Consider the following 24,409-nt stretch of genomic DNA (forward strand, 5'->3'; position numbering starts at 1 on the left):
CGCTGTCGTTCTGCGCGGCGCTCATGTCTTATCCTGCGTTTTCTCGGCTATCTGTGCGGCAATCCAGCGATCCAACTCGCTGCGACGAAACCGCCAGATGCCGCCCAGCTTGAATCCCGGCATCTCCCCCTGCTGGGCCAGCCGGTAGACGGTCTTCTTCCCTGCCTTGAGATAGACCGCCACTTCGTCCAGCGTGAGAATTTCGCTATCGGGTTCGTTCATGTCAGGCGGCTCGCTTGGCGTCAAACGACGAAGTCTTCCAAAGTTTGGCCAAATCTACCATTCGATCCACCCAAATGAACCCCGAATCTCATGGGCAGGAGGCCACAAGTTCGGCCGTCGCAGCACGTTGCGGCAGGCTAACGTCATTGGCGCGACGGCAAGGTCACGTGCTTTAGCCGTCAGAGTGCAGATGGTTGACGTCAAGCAGGCCAACCTGTTCTTTCAGCTCATCGCCAAACGCTACGAAGCCGGTTCGGTCATCCTCACCAGCAACCTGTCCTTCGGCGACTCGGAAGCGGTCTTCGGCGGCAATGCCGCGCTGACTTCGGCCATGCTCGACCGATTGCTTCACCGCGCTCACGTCGTGCAGATTCGCGGCAAAAGCTACCGGCTCAAGGACAAGCGCAAAGCCAGCGTCATCGGCCGGTCGATGACACTGCCTTCCATGAAGCAGTAAGCCAAAACCACGCAGCCGGCGGGTCAGAATTCAACTGCCGGGGTGGGTCAGAATTGAGTTGCCGTGACAGCCAGCCCCTGTTCGACGAGAAAGGCAGCGCGTTGCTGCATTGCCTGCTTTATTCACTGACTAAGCCCATCACCCAAGCCCGGCCGGGTTGTCCACCTCCTCGCCATGCAGGATGGCGAAGGCATAGACCTGCTTCACGATGTCGCGGATGTGCCTCGCAATGGCAGGCGCCCCGCGCGCCTTCACCTTGTTGCACAGCGCGCGCAGGTCATCGGCAGTGATTTCGTTGAGCTGCCGATTTCGGAAAGCCGGCAGATGTCCCGATCGACGATGCTCTTGCGCATCGCCTTCGTGCTATCAGCCATCCGGGCGCCCACCGGCCAATTCTCGGTCACTTCACCGAAGGTCTTGGCGGCAGTCTGGCGGCGCTTCTCGCGCTGTTTCTCCAGCGCGGGGACTTACCTTGAGCGGCGGCCTTCCTGGCGTCGATCAGCTTTTCACGCGCCAGCGCCAACGAGATGCCCGCCGGCCCATAACGGCCAATGGTCAGCGTCTCGCGGCGAATGTTGAGAGGATAATCGTAGCGGAAGGTGACGGTACCGACGGGCGATACCGTCACGTACATGCCATCGCGGTCAAAAGCCTTGTAGGTCTTGGACTTAAGCTTGAGGTTACGCAGCGCAGTGTCGGTGAGCATCGAGGTTTTTCCTCCTGCTCGTGACGGCTTTTACCGTCAGGGGCCAAGAGACCTGCTGATGCTCGGAAAGCCGCATAAAACCAACTTTCCCAAGAAGACTTTTACCGTCAAAGACGGCTTTGGTCTGGATAGTGAACGGGAGGGTCCGAATCCGACCTTCGTTTCTCACCGCCAACGCTACCGCCAATCTGTTCTGCTGGCCGGCGATAGCCACCGATAGCTGCCGCGATAAATTTCCCTATAAATCAATGTGCTGTGGTAGTTTTTCGATGGCCGGCGATAATTCTCGAAGGACGCTAATTCACTCCCACTCGATCGTCGCCGGCGGCTTCCCGCTGATGTCGTAGACCACCCGCGAAACCCCATGCAGTTCGTTGATGATGCGCGTGGAGACAGCGCCGAGGAATTCGTAGGGCAGATGCGCCCAATGCGCTGTCATGAAGTCGATGGTTTCCACGGCGCGCAGGGCGATGACCCATTCGTAAGCGCGGGCGTCGCCGACCACGCCGACGGACTTGACCGGCAGGAAGACGGCGAAGGCCTGGCTGGTCTTGTCGTAGAGGCCGTGGGCGCGCAGTTCGCGGATGAAGATGTCGTCGGCGCGCTGCAGCAGTTCCACGTATTCGGCCTTGACCTCGCCGAGCACGCGCACGCCCAGGCCGGGGCCCGGGAACGGGTGGCGGTAGACCATTTCGCGCGGCAGGCCGAGTTCCACGCCCAGGCGGCGCACTTCATCCTTGAACAGTTCGCGCAGCGGTTCGACCAGGCCGAGCTTCATGTGCTCGGGCAGTCCGCCGACATTGTGGTGGCTCTTGATGACGTGGGCCTTGCCGGTCTTGGAGCCGGCCGACTCGATCACGTCGGGATAGATGGTGCCCTGGGCCAGCCATTTGACGTCGGTGAGCTTGGCCGATTCTTCTTCGAAGATCTCGACGAACAGGCGGCCGATGATCTTGCGCTTGGCTTCGGGATCTTGCACCCCCGCCAGGGCGGCAAAGTAGCGTTCGGCGGCGTTGACGCGGATCACGTTGACGCCCATGTGCTCGGCCATGGTGGCCATGACCTGGTCGCCTTCCTTCCAGCGCAGCAGGCCGGTGTCGACGAATACGCAGACGAGCTGGTCGCCGATGGCGCGCTTGAGCAGGGCTGCGACGACGGAGGAATCCACGCCGCCGGACAGGCCCAGCAGCACCTTGTCCGAGCCGACCTGGGCGCGCACGCGCGCGGCAGCGTCGTCGATGATGTTGGCCGCGGTCCACAAGGTGGCACAGCCGGCGATATCCACTACGAAGCGGCGCAGCAGCTCCGCGCCCTGCTTGGTATGGGTCACTTCGGGATGGAATTGCACGCCGTAGTAGCGGCGGCTTTCGTCGGCCATGGCCGCGTAGGCCAGCGATCCGGTGGCGCCGACGGCGCGGAAGCCCGGCGGCAGCGTGACGACGCGGTCGCCATGGGACATCCACACATCCAGCGCGGCGTGCCCGGGAGCCGCTTCCGCCGCCGCGGCAGGCCCCTGCGCGCCCATCCACGATTCACCTTCGCCATAGGCCGGCAGGCTGCCGCTGTCGCTGCGCAGGCCGCGGAACAGTTCGCAGGAAAGATCGGCCTTGACCTGGGCATAGCCGAATTCGCGGTGATGGCCACCTTCGACCTTGCCGCCGAGCTGTTCGGCCAGGGTCTGCATGCCGTAGCAGATGCCCAGCACCGGCACGCCCAGGTCGAACACCTGCTGCGGCGCGCGCGGCGAATTTTCCTCGGTCACCGATTCCGGCCCGCCCGACAGGATCACCGCCCTGGGCGCGAACGCCGGGATCTCGGCCGGATCGTGGTCCCAGGCCCAGATCTCGCAATACACGCCGATCTCGCGGATGCGCCGCGCGATCAGCTGGGTGTACTGGGCGCCGAAATCCAGGATGAGAATTTTGTCGTTGTGGATGTTTTGCATAACTGAGAAAACCGGTACGAAAACGGCGCGCGGCGCCGGTGGAAAAAATTTGGGGACCCGCAGGTCCCCAAGCTCGTCTTCAATCCAGGCGGTAGTTCGGCGCTTCCTTGGTGATCGCCACGTCGTGCACATGCGATTCGCGCACGCCGGCGCTGGTGATGCGCACGAACTGCGGCTTGATGCGCAGTTCGTCCACCGTGGCGCAGCCGACATAGCCCATGGAAGCGCGCAGCCCGCCGACCAGCTGGTGCACGATGTTGCGCAGCGGCCCGCGGTAGGGCACGCGGCCTTCGATACCTTCGGGGACCAGCTTGTCGGTATCGGCCTCGTCCTGGAAATAGCGGTCCTTGGAGCCCTTCTGCATGGCGCCCAGCGAACCCATGCCGCGGTAGCTCTTGTAGGAGCGGCCCTGGTACAGCTCGACCTCGCCCGGGGCTTCCTCGGTGCCGGCGAACATGCCGCCGATCATCACGCAGGACGCACCGGCGACCAGCGCCTTGGCGATATCGCCCGAATAGCGGATGCCGCCGTCGGCGATCAGCGGCACGTTGCTGTCGCGCAGCGCCTCGGCCACCATGCTGACCGCCGAGATCTGCGGCACGCCGACGCCGGCGATCATGCGCGTGGTGCAGATGGAGCCCGGGCCCACGCCGACCTTGACCGCGTCGGCGCCCGCATCGACCAGCGCGCGCGCCGCGTCGCCGGTGACGATGTTGCCGCCGATGACCTGCATCTCGGGGAAATTCTTCTTGACCCAGGCGACGCGGTCCAGCACGCCCTGGGAATGGCCGTGGGCCGTATCGACCACGAGCACATCGACGCCGGCCTCGACCAGGGCGGCGACACGCTCTTCGGTATCGCCGCCGACGCCGACCGCCGCGCCCACGCGCAGGCGTTCGTGCTTGTCCTTGGCGGCGTTGGGATTGTCGCGCGCTTTCTGGATGTCCTTGACCGTGATCAGGCCGCGCAGGCGGAAACCATCGTCGACGACCAGGACTTTCTCGATGCGGTGCTTGTGCAGCAGGGCGAGGACTTCTTCCTCGTGCGCACCTTCGTTGACCGTGACCAGGCGTTCCTTGCGCGTCATGATGTGGCGCACCGGATCGTCGGGCTTCTTCTCGAAACGCAGGTCGCGGTTGGTGACGATGCCGACCAGCTGCTCGCCGTCCACCACCGGCACGCCGGAGATATTGCGCGCCCGCACGATCTGCATCACTTCGCGGATCGAGGTTTCCGGCGTCACCGTGATCGGATCGCGGATCACGCCCGCCTCGAACTTCTTCACCAGGCGGACTTCCGCCGCCTGGCGTTCCACCGGCATGTTCTTGTGGATGATGCCCATGCCGCCGCACTGGGCCATGGTGATGGCCAGGCGTGCTTCGGTGACGGTATCCATGGCGGCGGCGAGGACCGGAATGTTCAGCCGGATGCCGCGGGTCAATCGGGTGGAAAGGTTGACGTCCTTGGGCAGGACGTTGGAGTAGGCAGGAACCAGCGAGACGTCGTCGAACGTCAGGGCTTCGGCGAGGATGCGCATACGCTTATGGACCGTCGCAAAAACGGGATTATACGGGAAGCGGGGCGCGGCTCAAATAACTTGAGGATTGGTTGGGCGAGGGTCGCGGGAATTGGTCCCTGCGCGAAGGGCGCAAATGTCCGTACACGCAGGGCACGCAAAAACCGGGCGGCGATAACTGCCGATGCGCTGGCCCTCACCCTCCCTCCCCCCAAGCGCGTTGCGCTTGGGGGATGGAATATTCCCGCAATTTGCAGAGCACCTGCAGCGCTTTGAAAACGCAACGGCAATTGCCCCTGCCGTACCTGGCTTGCGCCCTTGCTGTTGCCGTTGCTGTTGCCGTTGCCGTTGCTTCTGCGCACACGGATGTGCGCCGCTCTACCGGGGCCCCATAAGCCGCGGCGAGGCGGCGTAGGACCAGCCCGCGCATCGCGCGGGTCGCGCCCAGGGATGGGCGCGAGTCGGCCGTTGGGCCAGGATGGCCCTTCGGCCGACCCCGGAGCCGCCTCGCGCACCCGGAGGGCAGGATGCCCGCAGGGCGCGGCTTCTGGGGTGTGTTTTCTTTGCCTACTTTCTTTTGCACAAGCAAAAGAAAGTAGGTCGGCCGCCGCAGGCGGACGAAACTGCGTTAAAACAATTCCCGCCCTAGGCGTCCGCGAAGACTCACAACCGTCCCCGCAGGCCTGGCCAACACATCAGCGCCATCTGTCAGCAAAAGCAAAAAACAACAATCACCGCGCCAGCCAAAGCGACAACCCCGGCCAGTAAGTAATGATCAACGTAGCCGCCAACATGATCAGAAAGAACGGCACCGCCGCCCGCACCAAGGTCATCACCGGCTGCCGGAACCGCGCCGAGGCGATATACAGATTGATCCCCAGCGGCGGCAGGAAAATGCCGAGCTGCAGGTTGGCCAGGAAAATGATGCCCAGATGCACCGGATCGATCCCGTAGCGCACCGCCACCGGCAACACCAGCGGCACCAGCAGGATGATCGCCGGAAAGCCTTCCAGCAGCATGCCGAACACCAGCAGGAACAGGTTCAGCGCCAGCAGGAACAGGAACGGATTGCTTTCCGGGATGTGCGTGCGCAGGAACTGGAACAGTTTCTCCGGCACTTCCGCATCGATCAGCCAGTTCGTCAGCGCCAGGGAGAAACCCAGGATCACGAGAATGCCGCCGACCAGCACCATCGCATGGCGGATCACCCGCGGCAGTTCGCCGAGCTTGATCTCGCGCCGGATCAGCACCGTCACCAGCAGCACGTACAGCGCGGTGGCGGCGGCGGCTTCGGAGGCGGCCAGCTTGCCGGAGTAGATGCCGATCAGGATCACGAACGGCAGCGGGATTTCCCAGGCGGCGTCCTTCAGTGCAGCGCCGAGTTCGCCAAGCGTCGCGCGCTGCGGCCGGGCCACATCGCGCACATGCCAGGCGCTGTAGACGCCGAGCATCACGACCATCAGCAGACACGGCAGCACGCCGGCCTTGAACAGTGCATCTATGCTCACCGGCTGGAACTGCTGCGCGACCACGCCGTAGAGGATCAGCGGCATGGACGGCACCAGCAGCAGCCCCAGGCTGCCCGAGGCCGTGAGCAGGCCCAGGCTGAATTTCTCGCCGTACTGGGCCTGGCGCAGGGCCGGATAGAGCACGGCGCCCAGGGCGATGATGGTCACGCCGGTGGCGCCGGTGAACGCGGTAAAGAGCGTGCAGGCCAGCACGGCGACGATGGCCAGGCCGCCGGGCATCCAGCCGACCAGGGCGTTGGTCAGGCGCACCAGGCGCTGCGGCGTCTTGCTTTCGGCCAGGATGTAGCCGGCCAGGGTGAACAGTGGAATCGCGATCAGCGCCGGCATGTCGGACAGGCGGTAGAACTCCACCGCGACCGCGATGCCTTCCTGGCCGGCGCTGTAGAAGCCGATCAGGGCGATGGCGCCAAGCACGGCGAACAGCGGCGCGCCCAGGGCCGCGAGCAGGATCAGGATGCCGACGATGAGCCAGATCATGCGCCGGCCTCCGGCAGGACTTCATGCGCCCTGGGCGGCAGCAGCGAGCGGATCAGAAAACGCACGGCCATCAGGGCGAAGCCCAGCGGCAGTATCAGTTCCAGCGCCCAGGCCGGAATGCCGAGCACGCCTTCGGTGCCGCCTTCCAGATCCAGCTGGACCAGGGCCCAGCTGTGCCAGGCCATCAGCGCGCACAGCGCGGCGGCGAAGGCCAGCGCGATGAAACGGGCGACGCGCAGCTTCATCCCGCCGACGAAGCGGGCGATGAAATCCAGGCCGATGTGCTGGTCCTCGCGGGTGGCGATGACCGCGCCCAGCATCGCGCTCCACAGCACCAGCGCGCGCAACACCGGCTCGGCCCAGGGGAAGCCGCCGTCGAACAGGTTGCGCAGCAGAATCTGCGCGCCGGCCAGCAGCACCATGCCGATCACCAGCACGGTCAGCACCCAGTCCTCGAAGCGGTGCAGGCGCGCCAGATTGCGCTGGAATCCCGTGCTCATGCGTGTCTCCCCTGCCCCTGTCTCAGCCGTTCCGCATCACTTCTTGCGCAGCGCCGCCAGCGTCTCGACCAGGGACTTGTACAGGTCCATCGACAGCGCCTTCTCGCCTTCGATCTGGCTGGCCGAGTCGGACCCGACCTTCTGCCAGTTGCTGATTTCCTCGGCGCTGGGCGTGTGGATGGTGATGCCGGCCTTCTTCAGCGCATCGACGGCGTTGGTGTTGTCCTCGATGCTGATCTGGTCCAGGCGCGCGAAGGCCTTGCCCATTTCCTCGCGCAGCACGGCCTGGTCGGCGGCGCTGACCTTGTCGAAGGCTTTCTTGTCCACCACCAGCACGCCGGCGACATAGCTCACCGGCAGGTCGACGATGTGCTTGATCTTGGTATGCCACTGGAACGCGATCGCACCGGCCAGGGTATTGGCGGCGGTGTCGATCAGTCCGGTCTGCAGGCTGGTGTAGACATCGGCCAGCGGCAGCGAGATCGGCGTGACGCCGGCGTTCTTGAAGGCGATCTCGGCAATATGGTCGCCCTGCGGCACCCATACCTTGGCGGCCTTGAGATCGTCGCGGGTTTTTATCTCGCGCGTGCTCATGATGTAGGCGAAGCCGCCGCCGGAAAGGCCCAGCGCGACGAAGCCGTTCTTCTCGAAGCCGTCCTTGATGGGCGCATCGAACTTGGCACGGATCGCGTCGACCTCGGCCTGGCTGCGGAACAGGAACGGCAGGCTGTAGAGCTGCACATCCGGATTGATGCCGGACACTTCGCCGCCGGTGAAGGCGCCGCCCTGCAGCTGGCCAATCTTGATCTTGCGCTGCACCGTGGCCTGGTCGCCCATGACGCCGCCGGGGTAGTACTTGAGTTCGACGCGGCCCTCGGTGCGGGTCTTGACCGCATCGGCGCCGGCGCGCATCTCGCGCATCCAGGCCGTGCCGTCGGGCGCGGTGGTGGCGATCTTGATGACTTCGGCCTGGGCCGCGGCGCCGGCCAGCAGGGCGAGCAGGCCGGTCAGCAGACGGTTGCGCAGATTCATTGCTTCACTCCTCGAAAGGGCCGTGACGACCCGCTCAATGCCTAGAAATAGTCCTTGCCGGAGGCCAGCAGGGCCTTGGCCCGCTGCTGCGCCAGCACGTTCATCAGGGTCAGCTGCGGCGCTTCCGGCGCGGCGGCGACCACTTCGTTCAGCAAACGGTCGTGCAGTTCCTGGTCGAACACCAGGCGCGCGTAGTACTGCGCGTAGAGCGTCTTGGCCATGAGATTGCGGCCCTGGGACTGGGCGATGGCAGTCTCGAACTCGGCCTTGCCCAGTTCCGGCTTGCCGCCCAGCGAGGCCGGCCGCAGCGAATGCAGCACGCCGAAGATCATGTGCGGCTCGCCGCCTTCGTAGTTTGCATCCAGCGCAATCACGCGCTCGGTCAGGGCCTGCACCTTGGGCAGGTCGGCGATGGCGTTCCAGTCGCCGCTGTCCTGCTGGATGCGGCCGGCCCAGGCCGAGGCCAGGCCGTAGAGCAGGTCCAGATCCTTGGCGCCGGCCTTGGCCACTTCGGCGGCGAAAGCCTCGAAAGGCTGTTCGATCGCGCCGCAGAGGCCGGCATTGCGCACGCAGGTTGCACGCCGCGCATAGCCGAAGGCGCGATTGGCCAGGCGCTTCGCACGCTCGGGCTCGCTGACGAAGCCGCCGGCATAGGCGCCGTACAGGCGCGCCGCGGCCAGCAGGGTGCCGGGGTTGTCAGGCTCGCCCTGCAGCATGGCGTCCAGCAGCAGCAGGTAGGCCGGCAGGCCGTCGCGCACGGTGGCGGGATCGTCCTGGTTGAGGATGGCCGTGCGCAGATTGACCGAGAAGCGGTCGGTGGCCTTGTTGACGATGCCGGCGCAGCCGCTGAGCAGCGCCAGCGCGGCGGAAATGACGACTATGTGTACTTTGCGCAGAATCAACATGGCAGCATTCAGTCGAAGAAGGTCTCGGCGGCTTCCAGCGTGTTCTCGATCAGGGTGGCCACGGTCATGCGCCCCACTCCGCCCGGCACCGGCGTGATCCACGAGGCGCGCTGCGCGGCGGCGTCGAACTCCACGTCGCCGACCAGGCTGCCGTCGTCCAGGCGGTTGATGCCGATGTCGATGACAATGGCGCCGGGCTTGATCCACTCGCCCTTGACCAGGCCGGGCCGGCCCACGGCGACGACGACGAGGTCGGCCTGGCTGACAAAGCCGGGCAGATCGCGGGTGAACTTGTGGCAGGACGTGGTGGTGCAGCCGGCCAGCAGCAGCTCCAGCGCCATCGGCCGGCCGACGTGGTTGGACACGCCGACCACGACCGCATGCTGGCCGCGCACCGGGCGGTCGGTATGTGCCAGCAGGGTCATCACGCCCTTGGGCGTGCACGGCCGCAGGCCGCGCTGGCGCAGCACCAGCGCGCCGACGTTGGCGGCGTTGAAGCCGTCCACGTCCTTGCGCGGGTCTATGCGGTTGATCAGCGCCGTGGCGTCGACGTGCGGCGGCAGCGGCAGCTGCAGCAGGATGCCGTGCACGCGCTGGTCGGTGTTGAGACGGTCGATCAGTGCTTCCAGCTCGGCCTGGGCGGTCTCGGCGGGAAGGTCGTAGTCGAAGGAGCGGAAGCCGACTTCCTTGCAGGCCTTGCGCTTGTTCTTGACGTATACGGCCGAGGCCGGATCGGACCCGACCAGCATCACGGCCAGTCCGGGCCGTGACTTGCCGGCGGCGACGCGGGCTGCGACCCGCCCCTTGATCCGCTCCAGCAATTCATCGGCGATGCGTTTGCCGTCCAGGATGCGGGCGGTCATGAGTGGGCAGATCCAGGGCCGGACTGCAGCCGGCTGTGCAGAAGCGTCAGTCGCGACGCGGTGAGAACGGCCGGAATGCTGCCCGGCCTCGCCAAGGCGCGCATTATCCATGTCCGGCCGGGCTGCCTCAAACCGGCCCGCCGCCGCGGTCAGCTACCATGCAGGCTTTCCCCGGAGCCGCCGTCATGAATCCGCCCAGCCCGACCGAACTGGAAGCCGCCGCTTTCCGCCGCCTGCTGGCCCATCTGGACCAGCGCAAGGATGTGCAGAACATCGACCTGATGATTACCGCCGGCTTCTGCCGCAACTGTCTGGCGGACTGGTACCGCGAAGCGGCCGCCGAACACGGCCTGGCGCTGAGCAAGGACGCGGCGCGCGAACGCATCTACGGCATGCCGTTCGCGGACTGGAAGCAGCAGTACCAGCCGGAAGCGACGGCGGAGCAGCTGGTGGCATTTGAGAAGGCAACGAAAAACCACCCGTAGGACAGCGCCTGGGGCACGCGCAAACCGATTGCCGCGTCGCAGAAAACAGAAGCGCTCCCTCTCCCCCGGCGCGCTGGGGGAGAGGGCTTTCAGGCGTCACCACTGCAATCCTGCAAACCGGGCTTCAGGCGATCCGCTCAGCCCCGCCCATATACGGCCGCAGCGCTGCCGGAATCGCGATCGAGCCGTCGGCCTGCTGGTAGTTCTCCATCACCGCGATCATCGCGCGGCCGACGGCGACGCCGGAGCCGTTCAAGGTATGCAGCAGTTCGGGCTTGCCGGTTTCCGGGTTGCGCCAGCGTGCGAGCATGCGGCGGGCCTGGAAATCGCCGCAGTTGGAGCAGGAGGAAATCTCGCGGTAGGTGTTCTGCGACGGCAGCCAGACTTCCAGGTCGAAGGTCTTCACTGCGGCGAAGCCCATGTCGCCGGTGCACAGCAGCATGCGCCGGTACGGCAGTTCCAGCGCTTCCAGCACGGCTTCGGCGCAGCGCGTCATGCGTTCGTGCTCGGCGTCGCTTTCGCCCGGCCTGGCGATGCTGACCAGCTCCACCTTCTCGAACTGGTGCTGGCGGATCATGCCGCGGGTGTCGCGGCCGTGGGAGCCGGCCTCGGCGCGGAAGCACATGGAGTGGGCGGTATAGCGCTGCGGCAGCGAATCGGCCTCGACGATGCTGTCGCGCACCAGATTGGTCAGCGGCACTTCCGAGGTCGGGATCAGGTAGCGCCGGTTGTCGCCGACGGCGGTGGCGAACAGGTCTTCCTCGAACTTGGGCAGCTGGCCAGTGCCGAGCATGGAATCGGCGTTCACGATCAGCGGCACATTGGTTTCAAGATAGCCGTGGGTACCGGTGTGCAGGTCCAGCATGAACTGGGCGAGTGCGCGGTGCAGCCGGGCCAGTTCGCCGCGCAGCACGGTGAAGCGCGCGCCGGAGAGCTTGGCGCCGGCATCGCCGTCCAGCCAGCCCTTGCGGGCGCCCAGATCCACATGGTCGCGCACCGGGAAATCGAAGCTGCGCGGCGTGCCCCAGCGGTGCTGTTCGACGTTGGCGGATTCGTCGGCGCCCAGCGGCACGGATTCGTGCGGCAGGTTGGGAATGCTCTGCGCGATCGCGGCGATCTGCTGCTGGATGTCGGCCAGGCGGTCCTCGTTGGCCTTGAGCGAGTCACCGATGCCGCCGACTTCGGCCATCAGGGCCGAGGCGTCCTCGCCCTTGCCCTTGGCCATGCCGATCTGCTTGGACAGCGAATTGCGCCGGGTCTGCAGTTCCTGGGTTTCCACCTGCACGACCTTGCGCCGGGATTCCAGGGCTTCGATCGCGGCCTTGTCCAGCGCGTAACCGCGCGTCGCCAGGCGTTCGGCAACGGCGTCGAGCTGGCCGCGCAGCAGGGCTGGGTCGAGCATGGCAATCCTTTGGAATTCAACGAAGCCGGTGATTATCGCGGCCAGGCGCCGGCGCGCGCAACGCGCGCCTCAGCCCGCCGTGGCCGGGCGCACCCAGAAGCGCAGCAGCACCGCCGCGGCCAGGGCGCAGGCCGAGCCGAAGGCGAATGCCGCCAGCGGTGCCACATCGGCCCAGAACCAGCCGAACAGCAGCGAAGCCGGCAGCAGCAGCACGCCGCTGACCAGGTTGTACCAGCCGAAGGCGGTACCGGCCTGTTCGGGCGGCACCAGGTCGGCGACCAGGGCTTTTTCCGCGCCCTCGGTCGCGGCCAGGAACAGGCCGTAAGCCGCGAACAGCGGCCACAGCAGCCAGGGCTGGGCCGGCAGCAGGCCGAAGATCAGGTAGAAGCCGGCGTAGAGGCTCCAGCCGACCACGATCAGGCGGCGCCGGTCCAGCCGGTCCGACCAGGCCGACAGCGGGGTGCCGAACACCGCGGCGACGCCGCAGACCAGGGCCCAGATCAGCGGTATCTGCGCATCGCCCAGGCCCAGCTCCTTGGCCCGCAGCAGCAGGAACATATTGGAGGAGTTGCCCAGGGTGAACAAGCCCAGGGCGACGAGATAACGGCGCAGGGCCTGGGGCTGGTCGGAGAGATCCCAGCGAAACGGTTTGGGCTTGAGTTCGGCCCGCTCCGGCTCGCGCACCAGCAGGGTCAGCACGATCACCAGCAGGGCCGGCGCCAGCGACCAGAAGAACACGTCGCGCAGCGGCATTCCGAGGCCCAGCAGCAGTGCGGCGAGCAGCGGGCCGATCACGGCGCCGAGATTGTCCATGGAACGATGCAGACCGAAAGCCAGGCCGCGCTGCTGCGGCGGCACGCTCAAGGTGAGCAGCGCATCGCGCGGCGCGGCTCGCAGGCCCTTGCCGACGCGGTCGGCGAAGCGGCAGGCCAGTACGCCCACCCAACTGGTGGCGAGCGCAATCAGCGGGCGCATCAGGCCCGACAGCGCGTAGCCGCCGACCACCCACCAGCGCATGCTGCGGAAGCGGTCGGCGAGCACGCCGGCGACGAGCTTGAGTACGCTGCCCAGGGCTTCGGCGATCCCTTCGATCAGGCCCAGGGCCTTGGGCCCGGCCAGCAGCACGGCGCTGAGGTACAGCGGCACCAGCGGGTAGATCATGTCGCTGGCGCTGTCGTTGACCAGGCTGATCAGCCCCAGCAGCCAGACCGTGCGCGGCAGCGCAAGCGCGCCGCGCATCATGTGCCGCCTTCCTCGCGCGGCCGCGCGGCCAGGGCCGCGGCGCGGCCGGCGCGCAGTTCGGCCAGTTTCTGCGCGATGCGTGCTTCCAGGCCGCGTTCGGTGGGCTGGTAGAACTCGCGCCCGACCAGGGCGTCGGGCAGGCATTGCTGGTCCAGGGCGACGCCGCCGGCGACGTCGTGGTCGTATTGATAACCCTTGCCGTAGCCGAGGTTCTTCATCAGCCTGGTCGGCGCGTTGCGTATCGCCATGGGCACTTCCAGTGTTCCGCGGGCGCGCACTTCTTCGCGCACGGCGCCGTAGGCCAGGTACACGGCGTTGCTCTTGGCCGCGACGGCGAGATAGACCACCAGCTGGGCCAGCGCCAGCTCGCCTTCCGGACTGCCCAGGCGGTCGTAGGTTTCCCAGGCCTCGATCGCCATGCCGATGGCGCGGGTGTCGGCCAGGCCCACGTCCTCGACTGCCATGCGCGTGAGGCGGCGCGCCAGGTAGATGGGATCGCAGCCGCCGTCGAGCATGCGCACGAACCAGTACAGCGCCGCGTCCGGATCGGAGGAACGCACGGATTTGTGCAGGGCCGAGATCTGGTCGTAGAACTGCTCACCGCCCTTGTCGAAGCGGCGCGTGCGATCGGCCAGCACCTGGGTCAGGGTGGATTCGTCGATTACGCCGTCCTCGGCCAGTTCCGCGGCGATCTCCAGCAAGGTCAGTGCGCGGCGCACGTCGCCGTCGGCGGCCTGGGCGATCAGGGCCAACAGCTCGTCGCTGATGCGTATGGCCTGGGCACCCAGGCCGCGTTCGCTGTCCTCCAGCGCGCGGCGCAGTGCGCCGACGATGTCGGCCGCGGCGACGGCTTCGAGCACGTGTACGCGGCAGCGCGATAGCAGCGCGGAATTGAGTTCAAACGAGGGGTTCTCGGTGGTGGCGCCGACGAACAGGATCACGCCTTTCTCGATATGCGGCAGGAAGGCATCCTGCTGAGCCTTGTTGAAGCGGTGCACTTCGTCGACGAACAGCACCGTGCGCACGCCGCGGGCGAAATTGGCGGCGGCCTCGTCCAGCGCCGCGCGCACATCGGCCAACCCCGACAGCACGGCGGAAATGGCGCGGAACTCGGCCTGGGCATAGCGCGCCAGCAGCAGGGCCAGCGTGGTCTTGCCGCAGCCGGGCGGCCCCCACAGGATCATGGAATGCACATGGCCGGATTCGACCGCCCGGCGCAGCGGCTTGCCGGGCGCGATCAGGCGGGACTGGCCGACGATCTCGTCCAGCACGCGCGGACGCATGCGTTCGGCCAGGGGTTTCAGGCCTTCGGGCTCGGCGAACAGGCCGGCGGAGGCGGGACTGGGTTTGCGGCGGGACATGCGGCCTAGGTTAGCGGGTTGCGGCGGCGGTTTGGGCATGCGCCGTGGCGGCCGCGGCCCTCAGCGCGCGGCCGCTGCGCCGTTCGCCGGCGTTGCGGTCCATACCGCCGCAATCGCGCTGCCCGCCGCACCGGTACGCGGCGCCGAATGCCGGCAAGGCAACAACGATACAACTGGCGGATTCCACTCGGACCTAAGGCCCGCGCTGCAGCGCGCGCTGGCGGTACAGCCCGTAGGCCAGGCCGGCGATGCCGGTGAGCAGGGCCGGCACGGCGAGCACGTTCTCGCCCAGCACGGCGAAGCCCGCCGCACCGCAGAGCGCGCCCAGGGCGAAGCCGGCGACGATGAGCAGATAGAGATTGCGCCGGCGCGCATCGTGGCTGTGGCCCAGCAGGCGCTGCCCCAGCATGATGCCCAGGTCGGTGAAGATGCCCGACACATGCGTGGTGCGCAGCACCGCGCCGCTGTAGGTGCTAGCCATGGCGTTCTGCAGGCCGCAGGCCGCAGTGGCGACGCAGATGCCGGCCACGCTGTGCCGGTGCAGCAGCGGTATGGCCAGCAGCAGCAGCATCGATTCCAGCACCAGCGCGACGCCGTAGCGGCGTCCCAGGCGCAGGGTGCTGTCGCGCACGATGGCGCCGCTCAGCGCCGCGCCGGCGAGAAAGCTCAGCAGGAACAGCAGCAGGTTGAGGGCCAGGCCGCCCTGCCCCTGCGCCAGCGCGACGCCGAACAGCGTGGTCGTGCCGGTGAGGTGGGTGATGGCCTGGTGCTCGAAGGCAAGAAAACCGACCGCGTTGACCATGCCCGCGATGCAGGCCAGCGCGAACGCGCCGGCGCCTACCCAACGTGGCAGAGCCGCAACGGTCATCAATCGTTGAGCGGGTGCACTTCCGCGCCGGGCTTGACCTCGCCGATCACGTCCACGCCGGGCGGCGGGGTGAAAGTGAAGCGGTCAGCGGCGAGTTTCGGATTGCGCTGCCAGTCGGAGAAGCGCGTCTCGGTACGGTTGCCCAGGGTGTCCTTGAACAGCATGCGCTGCAGCACCACGGCGCCGCCGCAGGTTTTCTTCGCCGCGTCGGCGCAGGCGAAGCCGAAGTCGGCGTATTCAAACTCCGGCTCCTTGGCCTTGGATTTGAGCCGCAGCCAGCTCAGGCCGTCGTGCTCGCCCTGCTCGCTGGCGGCGAAATCGCGGTCGAGCTGGGCCAGGTCGGTAAGCACGGTCAGCGGGCTGTGCGCTTCTTCCACGCTCTGGCTGCGCACGGTGACCTGTTCCAGGTCCGGGTCGTAGATCCATACGTGCATGCCGTCGGCGACGATCTGCTGTTCGTAGGGCTTGCTCACATCCCAGCGGAACTGGCGCGGCGCCTGCACCGCGAGTGTACCGCTGGTCTTCTTGCCGGGTTTGTCGTTGGCATCGAACACAGTCTGCTCGAAACCGGCGGAGACGCTTTGCAGGCCCTTGGCGAAGGCGTCCAGGCGCGCGCGCGCGGTTTCTGCGCCGGCGGTGGAACTGAGGGCCAGCAGGCCGATTAGCAGGACGCGAGACAGCATCGGGTTCACTCTCGTGCGAAATGGACGCGGCCTGGACCGGCGCCGGCGGCGCAGGTTCCCGCGCGGCGCAGCGGCGGTTCAGCCCCGCCAGAAATACCGACAGCGGATCCGGACGCGGCGCTGCGCCGCGACGGATGCCAGGGTCAGCCATCGCCCGATCATCCCATGCGGCGGCGCGGCGCGACAATCGCAGCGGGACTGCGCAGATCCGCCGCGGCGCGGAGCCCGCGCCGGCCGCGGCGACGGTACACTTTTCCTTCCGCCGCGCAGGCACTTCCGCAGGCCAGTTCCATGTCCGTGCAATCCCGTATCGCCCGCACTGCCCTGCTCTCGGCCCTGGCTGCGGCCTTGCCCGCGGGCGCGGCGGAGGTCTGTTCGCCGCTGCGCAACCTGAATGTGCCGGCCACTGGCGAAGGGCTGTACCTGAACCTGATCACCGGTGTCAGCGGCGAAGCCGAATCGCTGGCGCCGGGCTTCGACATCGATCCCTACGCCCGCCAGATCGGCGAGCCGCCGGGCCAGCTCAAGTTCTACTGGGGCTCGGCTGCCAACGGCGGCGCCGGCGTGGTGAGTTCGGGCACCACGTTCGCGGTGCTGCAGCCCGGCGCCGTGATCGGGCCGGACGCGCTGTTCAGCCGTGCCGGCTTCGATGGCGATACCAGCCTGTGGCAGGCGGGGCTGAGCCAGGCTTATCTGGGGTTGCGCTTCAAGAACGAAGGCAGCGGCGCGATCAACTACGGCTGGATCCGCCTGAGCACGCAGCCGCCGCTGGGCTTTCCCGTGACCATCCACGACTGGTGCTACGACGATGCCGGCGCGCCGGCGACCGTGCCGGCGGCGGATGCAATCTACGCGGATGGTTTCGAGCTGCCCGGCTGAGCCCGCGCGGCCGGCTCACACATCCGGCGGCGGCGGCGCCAGCACGGTGCGGTTGCCGTTGTGTTCCGGCGGGCTGACCACGCCCTGCTGCTCCATCAGCTCCACCAGGCGCGCGGCGCGGTTGTAGCCGATCTTGAGCCGGCGCTGCACGCCGGAGATCGAGGCGCGGCGCGACTCGGTCACGATGCGCACGGCCTGGTCGTAGAGTTCGTCGTAGTCCGCGTTGCCTTCGCTGATTTCCTCGGGCAGGCCGGTTTCGCCGATGACCTTGCCGTCGCCGGTGGTCTGCACTTCCTCCAGCACGCCTTCGATGTATTCCGGCCGGCCCTGGGCGCGCAGCCATTCGACCACGCGGTGTACTTCGTGGTCGTCGACGAAGGCGCCGTGCACGCGCTCGGGCGTGGCCGTGCCCGGCGGCAGGTAGAGCATGTCGCCGTGGCCGAGCAGGGCTTCGGCACCCGACTGGTCGAGGATCGTGCGCGAGTCGATCTTGCTGGATACCTGGAAGGCGATGCGGGTCGGGATATTGGCCTTGATAAGGCCGGTGATCACGTCCACCGACGGACGCTGCGTGGCCAGGATCAGGTGCACGCCGGCGGCGCGCGCCTTCTGCGCCAGGCGCGCGATCAGTTCTTCCACCTTCTTGCCGACAATCATCATCATGTCGGCGAATTCGTCGATGATGATGACGATGTAGGGCAGCGGCTGCAGCGGCTCGGCGCGGCGTTCCGGCTGCGAGGCATCGGGGCGGAACAGCGGATCCAGCAGCGGCTGGCCGGCGTCCTCGGCTTCCTTCACCTTCTTGTTGAAGCCGGCCAGGTTGCGCACGCCGACCGCGGCCATGAGCTTGTAGCGCCGTTCCATTTCGGCCACGCACCAGCGCAGCGCGTTGGCGGCCTCCTTCATGTCGGTGACCACCGGCGCGAGCAGATGCGGAATGCCTTCGTAGACCGACAGCTCCAGCATCTTGGGGTCAATCATGATCAGGCGCACATCGCGTGGACTGGCCTTGTACAAAAGGCTCAGCACCATGGCGTTGACCGCGACCGATTTGCCTGAGCCGGTGGTGCCGGCGACCAGCAGGTGCGGCATCTTGGCCAGGTCCGCGACCGTGGGCCGGCCGCCGATATCCTTGCCCAGGGCCAGCGACAGCGGCGATTTCATCGCGTCGTACTTGTCCGAGCGCAGGATTTCCGACAGGTACACCATCTCGCGCTTGGCATTGGGGATTTCCAGGCCGATCACGTTCTTGCCCGGGATCACGTCGACCACGCGCACGCTGACCACAGACAGGCCGCGGGCGATGTCCTTGTCCAGGTTGCTGATCTGGCTGCCGCGCACGCCGGCGGCGGGTTCCATTTCAAAGCGGGTGACCACCGGGCCCGGGAACACGCCGACGACCTGGGCCTCGATGCGGAAATCCTTGAGCTTGAGTTCGACCTGGCGCGACAGCACGGCCAGGGTTTCCTCGGAATAGCCGGCGATCTGGGGCTTGGGTTCGTCCAGCAGCGACAGCGGCGGCAGCTCGCCGTCCACCGGCGCGCCGACGAACAGCGGGATCTGCTGCTCGCGCTCGGCCCGCTCGCTCTTTTCTATGCTGGCCTGGGCGGGTTTCTCGATCTTGACCGGCTCGCGCCGGGCCTGCTTCACCGTCTCGACCTTGCGCACTTCCTCGCGCTCGATGCGCGCGGCGCGGCCGACGCGGGCATCGTCCGCCTTCTTCAGGCTGCCCAGCAGCCAGGCGCCGCCGGCAATGATGCCGCGGCCTATGCTGTCCATCAGCTTGAACCAGGACAGGCCGGTGGCCAGGGTGACGGCGACCAGGAATACCGCGAGCAGGAACAGGGTTGCGCCGAGAAACCCGAAGCCGTGCAGCAGGCCGCCGCCAACCATCTTGCCGAGGATGCCGCCGGCCTTCTCGGGCAGCTGGCTGGGACCGGTGAAATGCAGATGGGCCAGGCCGCTGCCGCTGAGGAAAAACGCGACGAAGCCGATCAGGCGCAGCGAAGGTTGCAGTGCCGAGGCCGGTGTCTGGGCCCGCGGCCGCACGAAGGCCGCGCCGACGGCGAGCAGCAGCAGCGGAAACACGTAGGCCAGGCCGCCGAAGAAGTACAGCGCCAGGTCGGCAAACCAGGCGCCGACGGCGCCGCCGAAGTTGTGGATATGCTCGGGCTGGCCCGCGTGCGACCAGCCCGGGTCCTGCGGGCTGTAGCTCAGCAGGCAGGCCAGCAGATAGACGACGACCGGCAGCAGCAGCAGGAAGGCGATTTCCCGCAGCAGCTTCTGCAGCTGTTCGCCGATGCCCGGCGCCGGAGTGGCTTTGGAATTGCGCGACACCGCTGGACTATACCTCAGGAATTTTCTGTAAGGCTTTGTTCGCTGGGCGATTGTCGCACGGAACACGAAAAGCCGGGATGACGCCGGACGGCCCGCATCGCCGGCCGCAGCGGCGACTTTACCCGCTCACTGCGCCGCCGGCAGCACCGCGGCGCGACGGCGATGCCGGCGTAGCAGGCTCAGCGCGAACTGGCGCACGGTTTCGACCAGCACGGCCAGGGCCGCGCCGACTTCCGCAAGAATGGAAACATTCATGACGCGGGTATGGCTGGCCAGCGGCGCCACGAGGTAGTGGCCCAGGCTGTCCAGGCCCAGCAGCGCATACACCGCGATCAGCGCCAGGCCGGTGGATGACCAGCCGCGCCGCAACAACCAGACGCCGGCGAGACCCGTGGCGGTGATGCAGAACCAGGCCGCGTAGACGCCGAGGCAGGTCCAGCCGGGCGGCAGCCCCGGGTAGTCCGCCAGGTATTCGGCGTTGTGGGTGAAATGCAGCAGCGAAGCGACCAGATAGATCGCCATCAGCACGCCGAGCAGGCGCGGCAGGCGCGCCGGAGACGATGTCGTATCCATGACATCCGGCCTGCGCTGCCCCGGCACCGGGGCCGGGGCAGCAGCGGGCGTGGCTTACAGCATGCCCTTGAGGGCCGGGTGGACGATCTCGCCGCCGTCGACGTTGATGCCGCGCTTGAGCGCCGCATGTTCGCGCCACTGCGGGCCGCCGGCCATGCGCTGCACATACGGCAGGATGGCGGCCGAAATGGCCTGCGAGGACGTCTGCGGCACCGCGCCCGGCATATTGGTCACGGCGAAATGGGTCACGCCGTCTACCAGGTAGGTCGGCTCGGCCCAGGTGGTCGGGCGGGCGGTCTCGAAGCAGCCGCCCTGGTCGATGGAGATGTCGACCAGCACGCTGCCCGGCTCCATGGTCTTGACCATTTCACGGGTGACCACGTGCGGAGCCTTGGCGCTGGGGATCAGCACGGCGCCGACGACCAGGTCGGCCGTGGCGACTTCGCGCGCGACGTATTCCTCGTACGGATACAGCGCGGTGACGTTGGTGCCCAGGGCCATCATCTGGGCCAGGCGGTCCGGGCGCTTGTCGAACACGACGACGTTGGCGCCGCCGGCCGCAGCCAGCTGGGCGGAATTGCCGCCGGCCGCGCCGGCACCGAGCACCACGACCTTGCCGCGCTCCGTCGCCGGCAGACCGCCGAGCAGCTTGCCCTTGCCGCCCATGGGCTGGTGCAGCAGGTGGGTGCCGACCTGGACCGCGATGCGGCCGGCGATGATGGACATGGGTGCCAGCAGCGGCAGCGAGCCGTCGGCTTCTTCCACGGATTCAAACGCCACGCCGGTCAGGCCGATGTCGAGCAGGCGCCGGGTCAGTTCCGGCTCCGGCGCCAGGTGCAGGTAGCAGAACAGTTGGTGGTGCTTGCGCAGGCGCTCCAGGTCGCCCTTGATCGGCTCCTTGACCTTGACGATCAGTTCGCCGGCTTCATACAGCGCATCCGCATCGGCGGCGATCTTGACGCCGACGCGGGTGAAATCGGCGTCGGAGAAGCCGCTCTTGACGCCGGCGCCGGACTGCACGAAGACCTCGTGGCCGCGCTTGACCAGATCCGCGCAGGCGGCCGGCACCAGGGCGACGCGGCCTTCAAGGGTCTTGGTTTCCGAAGGGATACCGATACGCATTGCAATTCCTCAGTGGTGTGATTAGCTCGTTCTTGCCGTGCAGGCGACGCCCTCCCGAGCTTCGCACCGCCCTTGAATCGTGTGCGCGTTCTCCCCATCCTTGCGGGCTCTTGCTGGCCCGAACGGCGGCGGCCTGCACCCGTCAGGGTCAGACACCGGCGTGGAAGGACTGAAGACAACGGAACGACCGTCTTGCAATGCAGCGCATTGCCGCAGGGTCGTATGAATCGACACGTTCAAGGCCGCAATTTGCGGCGAGGGATTATACATGAGCACCCCCAAGCACAGTCGCCTGCTGATCCTCGGTTCCGGTCCGGCCGGTTATACCGCGGCGGTGTATGCGGCGCGTGCCAACCTCAAGCCGCTGCTGCTGACCGGCATGCAGCAGGGCGGCCAGTTGATGACCACGACCGAGGTCGACAACTGGCCGGGCGATGTGGAGGGCCTGCTCGGGCCGGCGCTGATGGAACGCATGCAGAAGCACGCCGAGCGCTTCGCCACCGAGATCGTGTTCGACCACATCCACACCGTCGACCTGGCCCAGCGCCCGTTCAGACTGGTCGGCGACAGCGGCAGCTACACCGCCGACGCACTGATCATCGCCACCGGCGCCACCGCCAAGTACCTGGGCCTGCCGTCGGAGGAACGCTTCAAGGGCCAGGGCGTTTCCGCCTGCGCCACCTGTGACGGTTTCTTCTTCCGCGAACAGGAAATCGCCGTCGTCGGCGGCGGCAACACCGCGGTCGAGGAAGCGCTGTACCTGGCAAACATTGCCAAGAAAGTCACAGTGATACATCGCCGCGACAAGTTCCGCGCGGAGAAGATCCTGCAGGACAAGCTGTTCGCCAAGGAGAAGGCCGGCAAGGTCGAGATCCTGTGGAACCACGGCGTGGATGAAGTGCTCGGCGACCACACCGGCGTGACCGGCCTGCGCCTGCGCAGCACCGTGGATGGCTCCACCCGCGAACTGGCCATCAGCGGCCTGTTCGTCGCCATCGGCCATACACCAAATACGGCCCTGTTTGACGGCCAGCTCGATATGAACAATGGCTACATCCGCATCCGCAGCGGACTGGAAGGCGGCGCCACCGCCACCAGCGTACCGGGCGTGTTCGCCGCCGGCGACGTGGCCGACCAGGTCTACCGTCAGGCCGTGACCTCGGCCGGCTTCGGCTGCATGGCGGCGCTGGACGCGGAGAAGTACCTGGACAAGCTCGGCCTGGCCTGAGGCCGGGCCACGCAGCACGGGCCATGGCCGCATCGGCGGAAGTCCGCTTTCTTTCCGGCCTGGACGAGATCGCGGCACAGGACTGGGATGCCCTGCGCCCCGACGACAACCCGTTCCTGGCCCATGCCTTCCTGGCCGGCCTGGAACGTCACGGCTGCATCCGTGCCGAGCTGGGCTGGCTGCCGTGGCACGCCGTGCTGCTGGATGCCGGCCGCGCCGTGGCCGCGGCACCCTGCTATCTCAAGGACAACTCCCACGGCGAGTTCGTGTTCGACTGGTCCTGGGCCGAGGCCTACCAGCGCCACGGCCTGGATTACTACCCCAAACTGCTCGTCGCCGTGCCTTACTCGCCTGTGACCGGGCCGCGCCTGCTCGGCGCGCCGGCGCAGCGGCAGGTGCTGTTGCGGGCGCTGAGCCAAGCCTGCGGGCGCTACGGGCTGTCCTCGGCGCATGTGAATTTCGTCGCGGAGGACAGTGCCGCCGACTTCGCCGCCGATACCTGGCTGCCGCGGCACGACTGGCAGTTCCACTGGCACAACCGCGGCTACCGCGACTTCGACGATTTCCTCGCCGCGCTCAAGCCGAAGAAGCGCAAGAACCTGCGCCAGGAGCGCGCCCGCGTCGCCGCCCAGGGCGTGAGCCTGGAAACCCTGCACGGCGACGAGCTGGACGACGCCGACTGGCACTTCGTGCACGCCTGCTACAAAGAAACATTCGCCGAAAAAGGCAATTATCCCGCCCTGACCGAGGCATTCCTGCGCCACCTGGGCCAGGCCATGCCGCGCAATCTGGTCGTATTCCTGGCGCGCCAGCATGGCGAACGGGTAGCCATGGCGCTGTGCCTGCGCAGCCATGGCACCTTGTACGGCCGCTACTGGGGCTGCACGCGCGAGATTCCCGGCCTGCATTTTGAAGCCTGCTATTACCAGGGCCTGGATTATTGCCTGCGCGAGGGGCTGCAGCGTTTCGAGCCCGGCGCCCAGGGCGAGCACAAGATCGCGCGCGGCTTCCTGCCCACGCCCACCCGCTCCTTCCACTACATCGCGCAGCCACCGTTCCGCGAGGCGATACGGCGCGCGCTGCAGACCGAAGAATTGCACTGGCAGCACAACGGCGCGTATTTCCGCGCCCAGTCGCCCTATGCCGACGACGACAGCGGAGCCGGCGCATGATCCGCATTCCGATACTGCACGCCGGCCGCAACGAGGAATTCCCGGCCGTGGAAACCGCCCTGCGCGAGCCCAACGGCCTGCTCGCCGCCGGCGGCGATCTTGGCCCCGGGCGCCTGCTCGACGCCTATCGCCAGGGCATCTTTCCGTGGTTCTCCGAAGGCGAGCCGATACTGTGGTGGTCGCCGGACCCGCGCATGGTGTTCGCCACCGGCGCCATGCACCAGTCGCGCACACTGCGCCGCTGGCTGCGCGACTGCGACTGGGAGATCCGCGCCGACAGCGTGTTCGCCCGCGTGATGCAGGCCTGCGCCGCGCCGCGGCCGGGGCAGTCCGGCACCTGGATCAGTCCGGCCATGCTGGCGGCGTATGGGCAGTTGCACCGGCTGGGTCACGCGCATTCGGTCGAGGTGTTCACCGGCGGAGAACTGGTCGGCGGCATCTACGGCGTGGCCATAGGCCGCATGTTCTACGGCGAATCCATGTTCAGCGCTGCCGGCAACGGCTCCAAGGTCGCCCTGCTCGCCCTGGCCCGGCTGCTCGCCCGGCGCGGCTGGCCGCTGATCGACGCCCAGGTCAGTTCCGACCACCTCACCACGCTGGGCGCCTACGAAATGCCGCGGCGCGAATTCAGCCGGCGCATTGCCGAACTGACCGCAAAGCCCGGCCAGATCGGCAGCTGGGCCGCCGACGTGGCCGGCTGGCGCGGCCGCGACCTGTTGCAGGACTGAGACGGTCTTGCTTCCCGTGGGGCGCCTAACGTGGCATCATCCCGCGCCGCTCCGCCGAGGGGCTTGAAAAAGGGCCGCGGCGCCCTTTCTCAATGCGGCGACGCAGGCCAGTCCTGCAGCTTGCGCGAATCGTGGCCGGAGAAGCGGCCGCCGTTTGCGGCGAACCACTCCGGAATC

The 24,409-nt window shown here is 67.2% G+C and carries 22 protein-coding genes and 2 pseudogenes; 7 read left to right on the top strand and 17 right to left on the bottom strand.

The window, feature by feature from the left end; genetic code table 11:
- Positions 1 to 21: 21 nt before the first annotated feature.
- Positions 22 to 222, bottom strand: a complete 201-nt coding sequence (gene mads1, locus NM961_RS16200; protein ID WP_255915455.1) for a methylation-associated defense system helix-turn-helix domain-containing protein MAD1 — start codon at positions 220 to 222, stop codon at positions 22 to 24.
- A gap of 202 nt (positions 223 to 424) precedes the next feature.
- Between mads1 and NM961_RS16205 the strand changes: the two are divergent.
- Positions 425 to 679: pseudogene (locus tag NM961_RS16205) on the top strand (ATP-binding protein); the annotation flags it as partial.
- A gap of 150 nt (positions 680 to 829) precedes the next feature.
- Here the strand turns inward: NM961_RS16205 and NM961_RS16210 are convergent.
- Positions 830 to 1,385, bottom strand: a pseudogene (locus NM961_RS16210) (tyrosine-type recombinase/integrase); the annotation flags it as partial.
- Between NM961_RS16210 and NM961_RS16215 the strand changes: the two are divergent.
- Positions 1,378 to 1,605 (top strand): hypothetical protein, encoded by a 228-nt coding sequence (locus NM961_RS16215; protein WP_255915456.1) that lies wholly within the window; start codon positions 1,378 to 1,380, stop codon positions 1,603 to 1,605. The pseudogene NM961_RS16210 and the gene NM961_RS16215 sit on opposite strands and share 8 nt — an antisense overlap.
- Positions 1,606 to 1,686: 81 nt before the next feature.
- On the opposite strand, the gene guaA is transcribed toward NM961_RS16215, so the two are convergent.
- The 7 genes from guaA to folD all read right to left on the bottom strand — a co-directional run bounded on the left by guaA (position 1,687) and on the right by folD (position 10,152).
- Positions 1,687 to 3,330: a glutamine-hydrolyzing GMP synthase gene (gene guaA / locus NM961_RS16220; RefSeq protein ID WP_255915457.1), complete on the bottom strand. Its 1,644-nt coding sequence runs from the start codon at positions 3,328 to 3,330 to the stop codon at positions 1,687 to 1,689.
- A 79-nt stretch (positions 3,331 to 3,409) separates the two neighbouring features.
- Entirely contained in the window at positions 3,410 to 4,867 is a 1,458-nt protein-coding gene (gene guaB / locus NM961_RS16225) for an IMP dehydrogenase (RefSeq protein ID WP_255915458.1), read from the bottom strand.
- A 710-nt stretch (positions 4,868 to 5,577) separates the two neighbouring features.
- Positions 5,578 to 6,852, bottom strand: a complete 1,275-nt coding sequence (locus tag NM961_RS16230) for a TRAP transporter large permease (protein ID WP_255915459.1) — start codon at positions 6,850 to 6,852, stop codon at positions 5,578 to 5,580.
- Entirely contained in the window at positions 6,849 to 7,352 is a 504-nt protein-coding gene (locus NM961_RS16235; protein WP_255915460.1) for a TRAP transporter small permease, read from the bottom strand. Before NM961_RS16235 ends, NM961_RS16230 begins: the two co-directional genes overlap by 4 nt.
- Before the next feature lie 36 nt (positions 7,353 to 7,388).
- Positions 7,389 to 8,384, bottom strand: coding sequence for a TRAP transporter substrate-binding protein (locus NM961_RS16240; protein WP_255915461.1), 996 nt, complete (start codon positions 8,382 to 8,384; stop codon positions 7,389 to 7,391).
- A gap of 41 nt (positions 8,385 to 8,425) precedes the next feature.
- Entirely contained in the window at positions 8,426 to 9,289 is an 864-nt protein-coding gene (locus NM961_RS16245; RefSeq protein ID WP_255915462.1) for a TRAP transporter TatT component family protein, read from the bottom strand.
- A gap of 8 nt (positions 9,290 to 9,297) precedes the next feature.
- Entirely contained in the window at positions 9,298 to 10,152 is an 855-nt protein-coding gene (folD, locus tag NM961_RS16250; protein ID WP_255915463.1) for a bifunctional methylenetetrahydrofolate dehydrogenase/methenyltetrahydrofolate cyclohydrolase FolD, read from the bottom strand.
- Positions 10,153 to 10,337: 185 nt separating this feature from the next.
- Here folD and NM961_RS16255 point away from each other — a divergent pair, with 185 nt between their 5' ends.
- On the top strand, positions 10,338 to 10,637 hold the full coding sequence (locus NM961_RS16255) for a DUF1244 domain-containing protein (RefSeq protein ID WP_255915464.1): 300 nt from the start codon (positions 10,338 to 10,340) through the stop codon (positions 10,635 to 10,637).
- A gap of 124 nt (positions 10,638 to 10,761) precedes the next feature.
- Here NM961_RS16255 and serS read toward each other — a convergent pair whose 3' ends face one another.
- The 5 genes from serS to lolA all read right to left on the bottom strand — a co-directional run bounded on the left by serS (position 10,762) and on the right by lolA (position 16,190).
- Entirely contained in the window at positions 10,762 to 12,039 is a 1,278-nt protein-coding gene (gene serS, locus NM961_RS16260; RefSeq protein WP_255915465.1) for a serine--tRNA ligase, read from the bottom strand.
- A gap of 69 nt (positions 12,040 to 12,108) precedes the next feature.
- Entirely contained in the window at positions 12,109 to 13,281 is a 1,173-nt protein-coding gene (locus tag NM961_RS16265) for an MFS transporter (RefSeq protein ID WP_255915466.1), read from the bottom strand.
- Positions 13,278 to 14,642, bottom strand: coding sequence for a replication-associated recombination protein A (locus NM961_RS16270; RefSeq protein WP_255915467.1), 1,365 nt, complete (start codon positions 14,640 to 14,642; stop codon positions 13,278 to 13,280). The genes NM961_RS16265 and NM961_RS16270 overlap by 4 nt, the downstream gene beginning before the upstream one ends.
- Before the next feature lie 193 nt (positions 14,643 to 14,835).
- Entirely contained in the window at positions 14,836 to 15,510 is a 675-nt protein-coding gene (locus NM961_RS16275; protein WP_255915468.1) for a YoaK family protein, read from the bottom strand.
- Positions 15,510 to 16,190 (bottom strand): outer membrane lipoprotein periplasmic chaperone LolA, encoded by a 681-nt coding sequence (lolA, locus tag NM961_RS16280; RefSeq protein ID WP_439334224.1) that lies wholly within the window; start codon positions 16,188 to 16,190, stop codon positions 15,510 to 15,512. The genes NM961_RS16275 and lolA overlap by 1 nt, the downstream gene beginning before the upstream one ends.
- A gap of 294 nt (positions 16,191 to 16,484) precedes the next feature.
- Between lolA and NM961_RS16285 the strand changes: the two genes are divergently transcribed.
- The gene (locus NM961_RS16285) at positions 16,485 to 17,072 is read left to right on the top strand and encodes a hypothetical protein (RefSeq protein WP_255915470.1); all 588 of its coding nucleotides are present in this window, start codon (positions 16,485 to 16,487) and stop codon (positions 17,070 to 17,072) included.
- A gap of 15 nt (positions 17,073 to 17,087) precedes the next feature.
- On the opposite strand, the gene NM961_RS16290 is transcribed toward NM961_RS16285, so the two are convergent.
- From NM961_RS16290 to ald, 3 genes are all read right to left on the bottom strand, one after another.
- Entirely contained in the window at positions 17,088 to 19,409 is a 2,322-nt protein-coding gene (locus tag NM961_RS16290; protein WP_343231925.1) for a DNA translocase FtsK, read from the bottom strand.
- A 126-nt stretch (positions 19,410 to 19,535) separates the two neighbouring features.
- Positions 19,536 to 19,982: a hypothetical protein gene (locus NM961_RS16300; protein WP_255915471.1), complete on the bottom strand. Its 447-nt coding sequence runs from the start codon at positions 19,980 to 19,982 to the stop codon at positions 19,536 to 19,538.
- A 54-nt stretch (positions 19,983 to 20,036) separates the two neighbouring features.
- Positions 20,037 to 21,104, bottom strand: coding sequence for an alanine dehydrogenase (gene ald, locus NM961_RS16305; protein ID WP_255915472.1), 1,068 nt, complete (start codon positions 21,102 to 21,104; stop codon positions 20,037 to 20,039).
- Positions 21,105 to 21,372: 268 nt separating this feature from the next.
- On the opposite strand from ald, the gene trxB reads away from it, so the two are divergent.
- The 3 genes from trxB to aat are packed head-to-tail and all read left to right on the top strand — an operon-like array spanning position 21,373 to position 24,232.
- Entirely contained in the window at positions 21,373 to 22,332 is a 960-nt protein-coding gene (trxB, locus tag NM961_RS16310) for a thioredoxin-disulfide reductase (RefSeq protein ID WP_255915473.1), read from the top strand.
- Positions 22,333 to 22,355: 23 nt separating this feature from the next.
- Positions 22,356 to 23,504 carry a GNAT family N-acetyltransferase gene (locus NM961_RS16315; protein ID WP_255915474.1) on the top strand — a complete coding sequence of 383 codons (1,149 nt, stop codon included), beginning with the start codon at positions 22,356 to 22,358 and terminating at the stop codon, positions 23,502 to 23,504.
- Entirely contained in the window at positions 23,501 to 24,232 is a 732-nt protein-coding gene (gene aat, locus NM961_RS16320) for a leucyl/phenylalanyl-tRNA--protein transferase (RefSeq protein ID WP_255915475.1), read from the top strand. Before NM961_RS16315 ends, aat begins: the two co-directional genes overlap by 4 nt.
- Positions 24,233 to 24,409: the final 177 nt, after the last annotated feature.

The organism is Tahibacter harae (genome assembly GCF_024437735.1).
GTDB classification, from domain to species: Bacteria; Pseudomonadota; Gammaproteobacteria; order Xanthomonadales; family Rhodanobacteraceae; genus Tahibacter; species Tahibacter harae.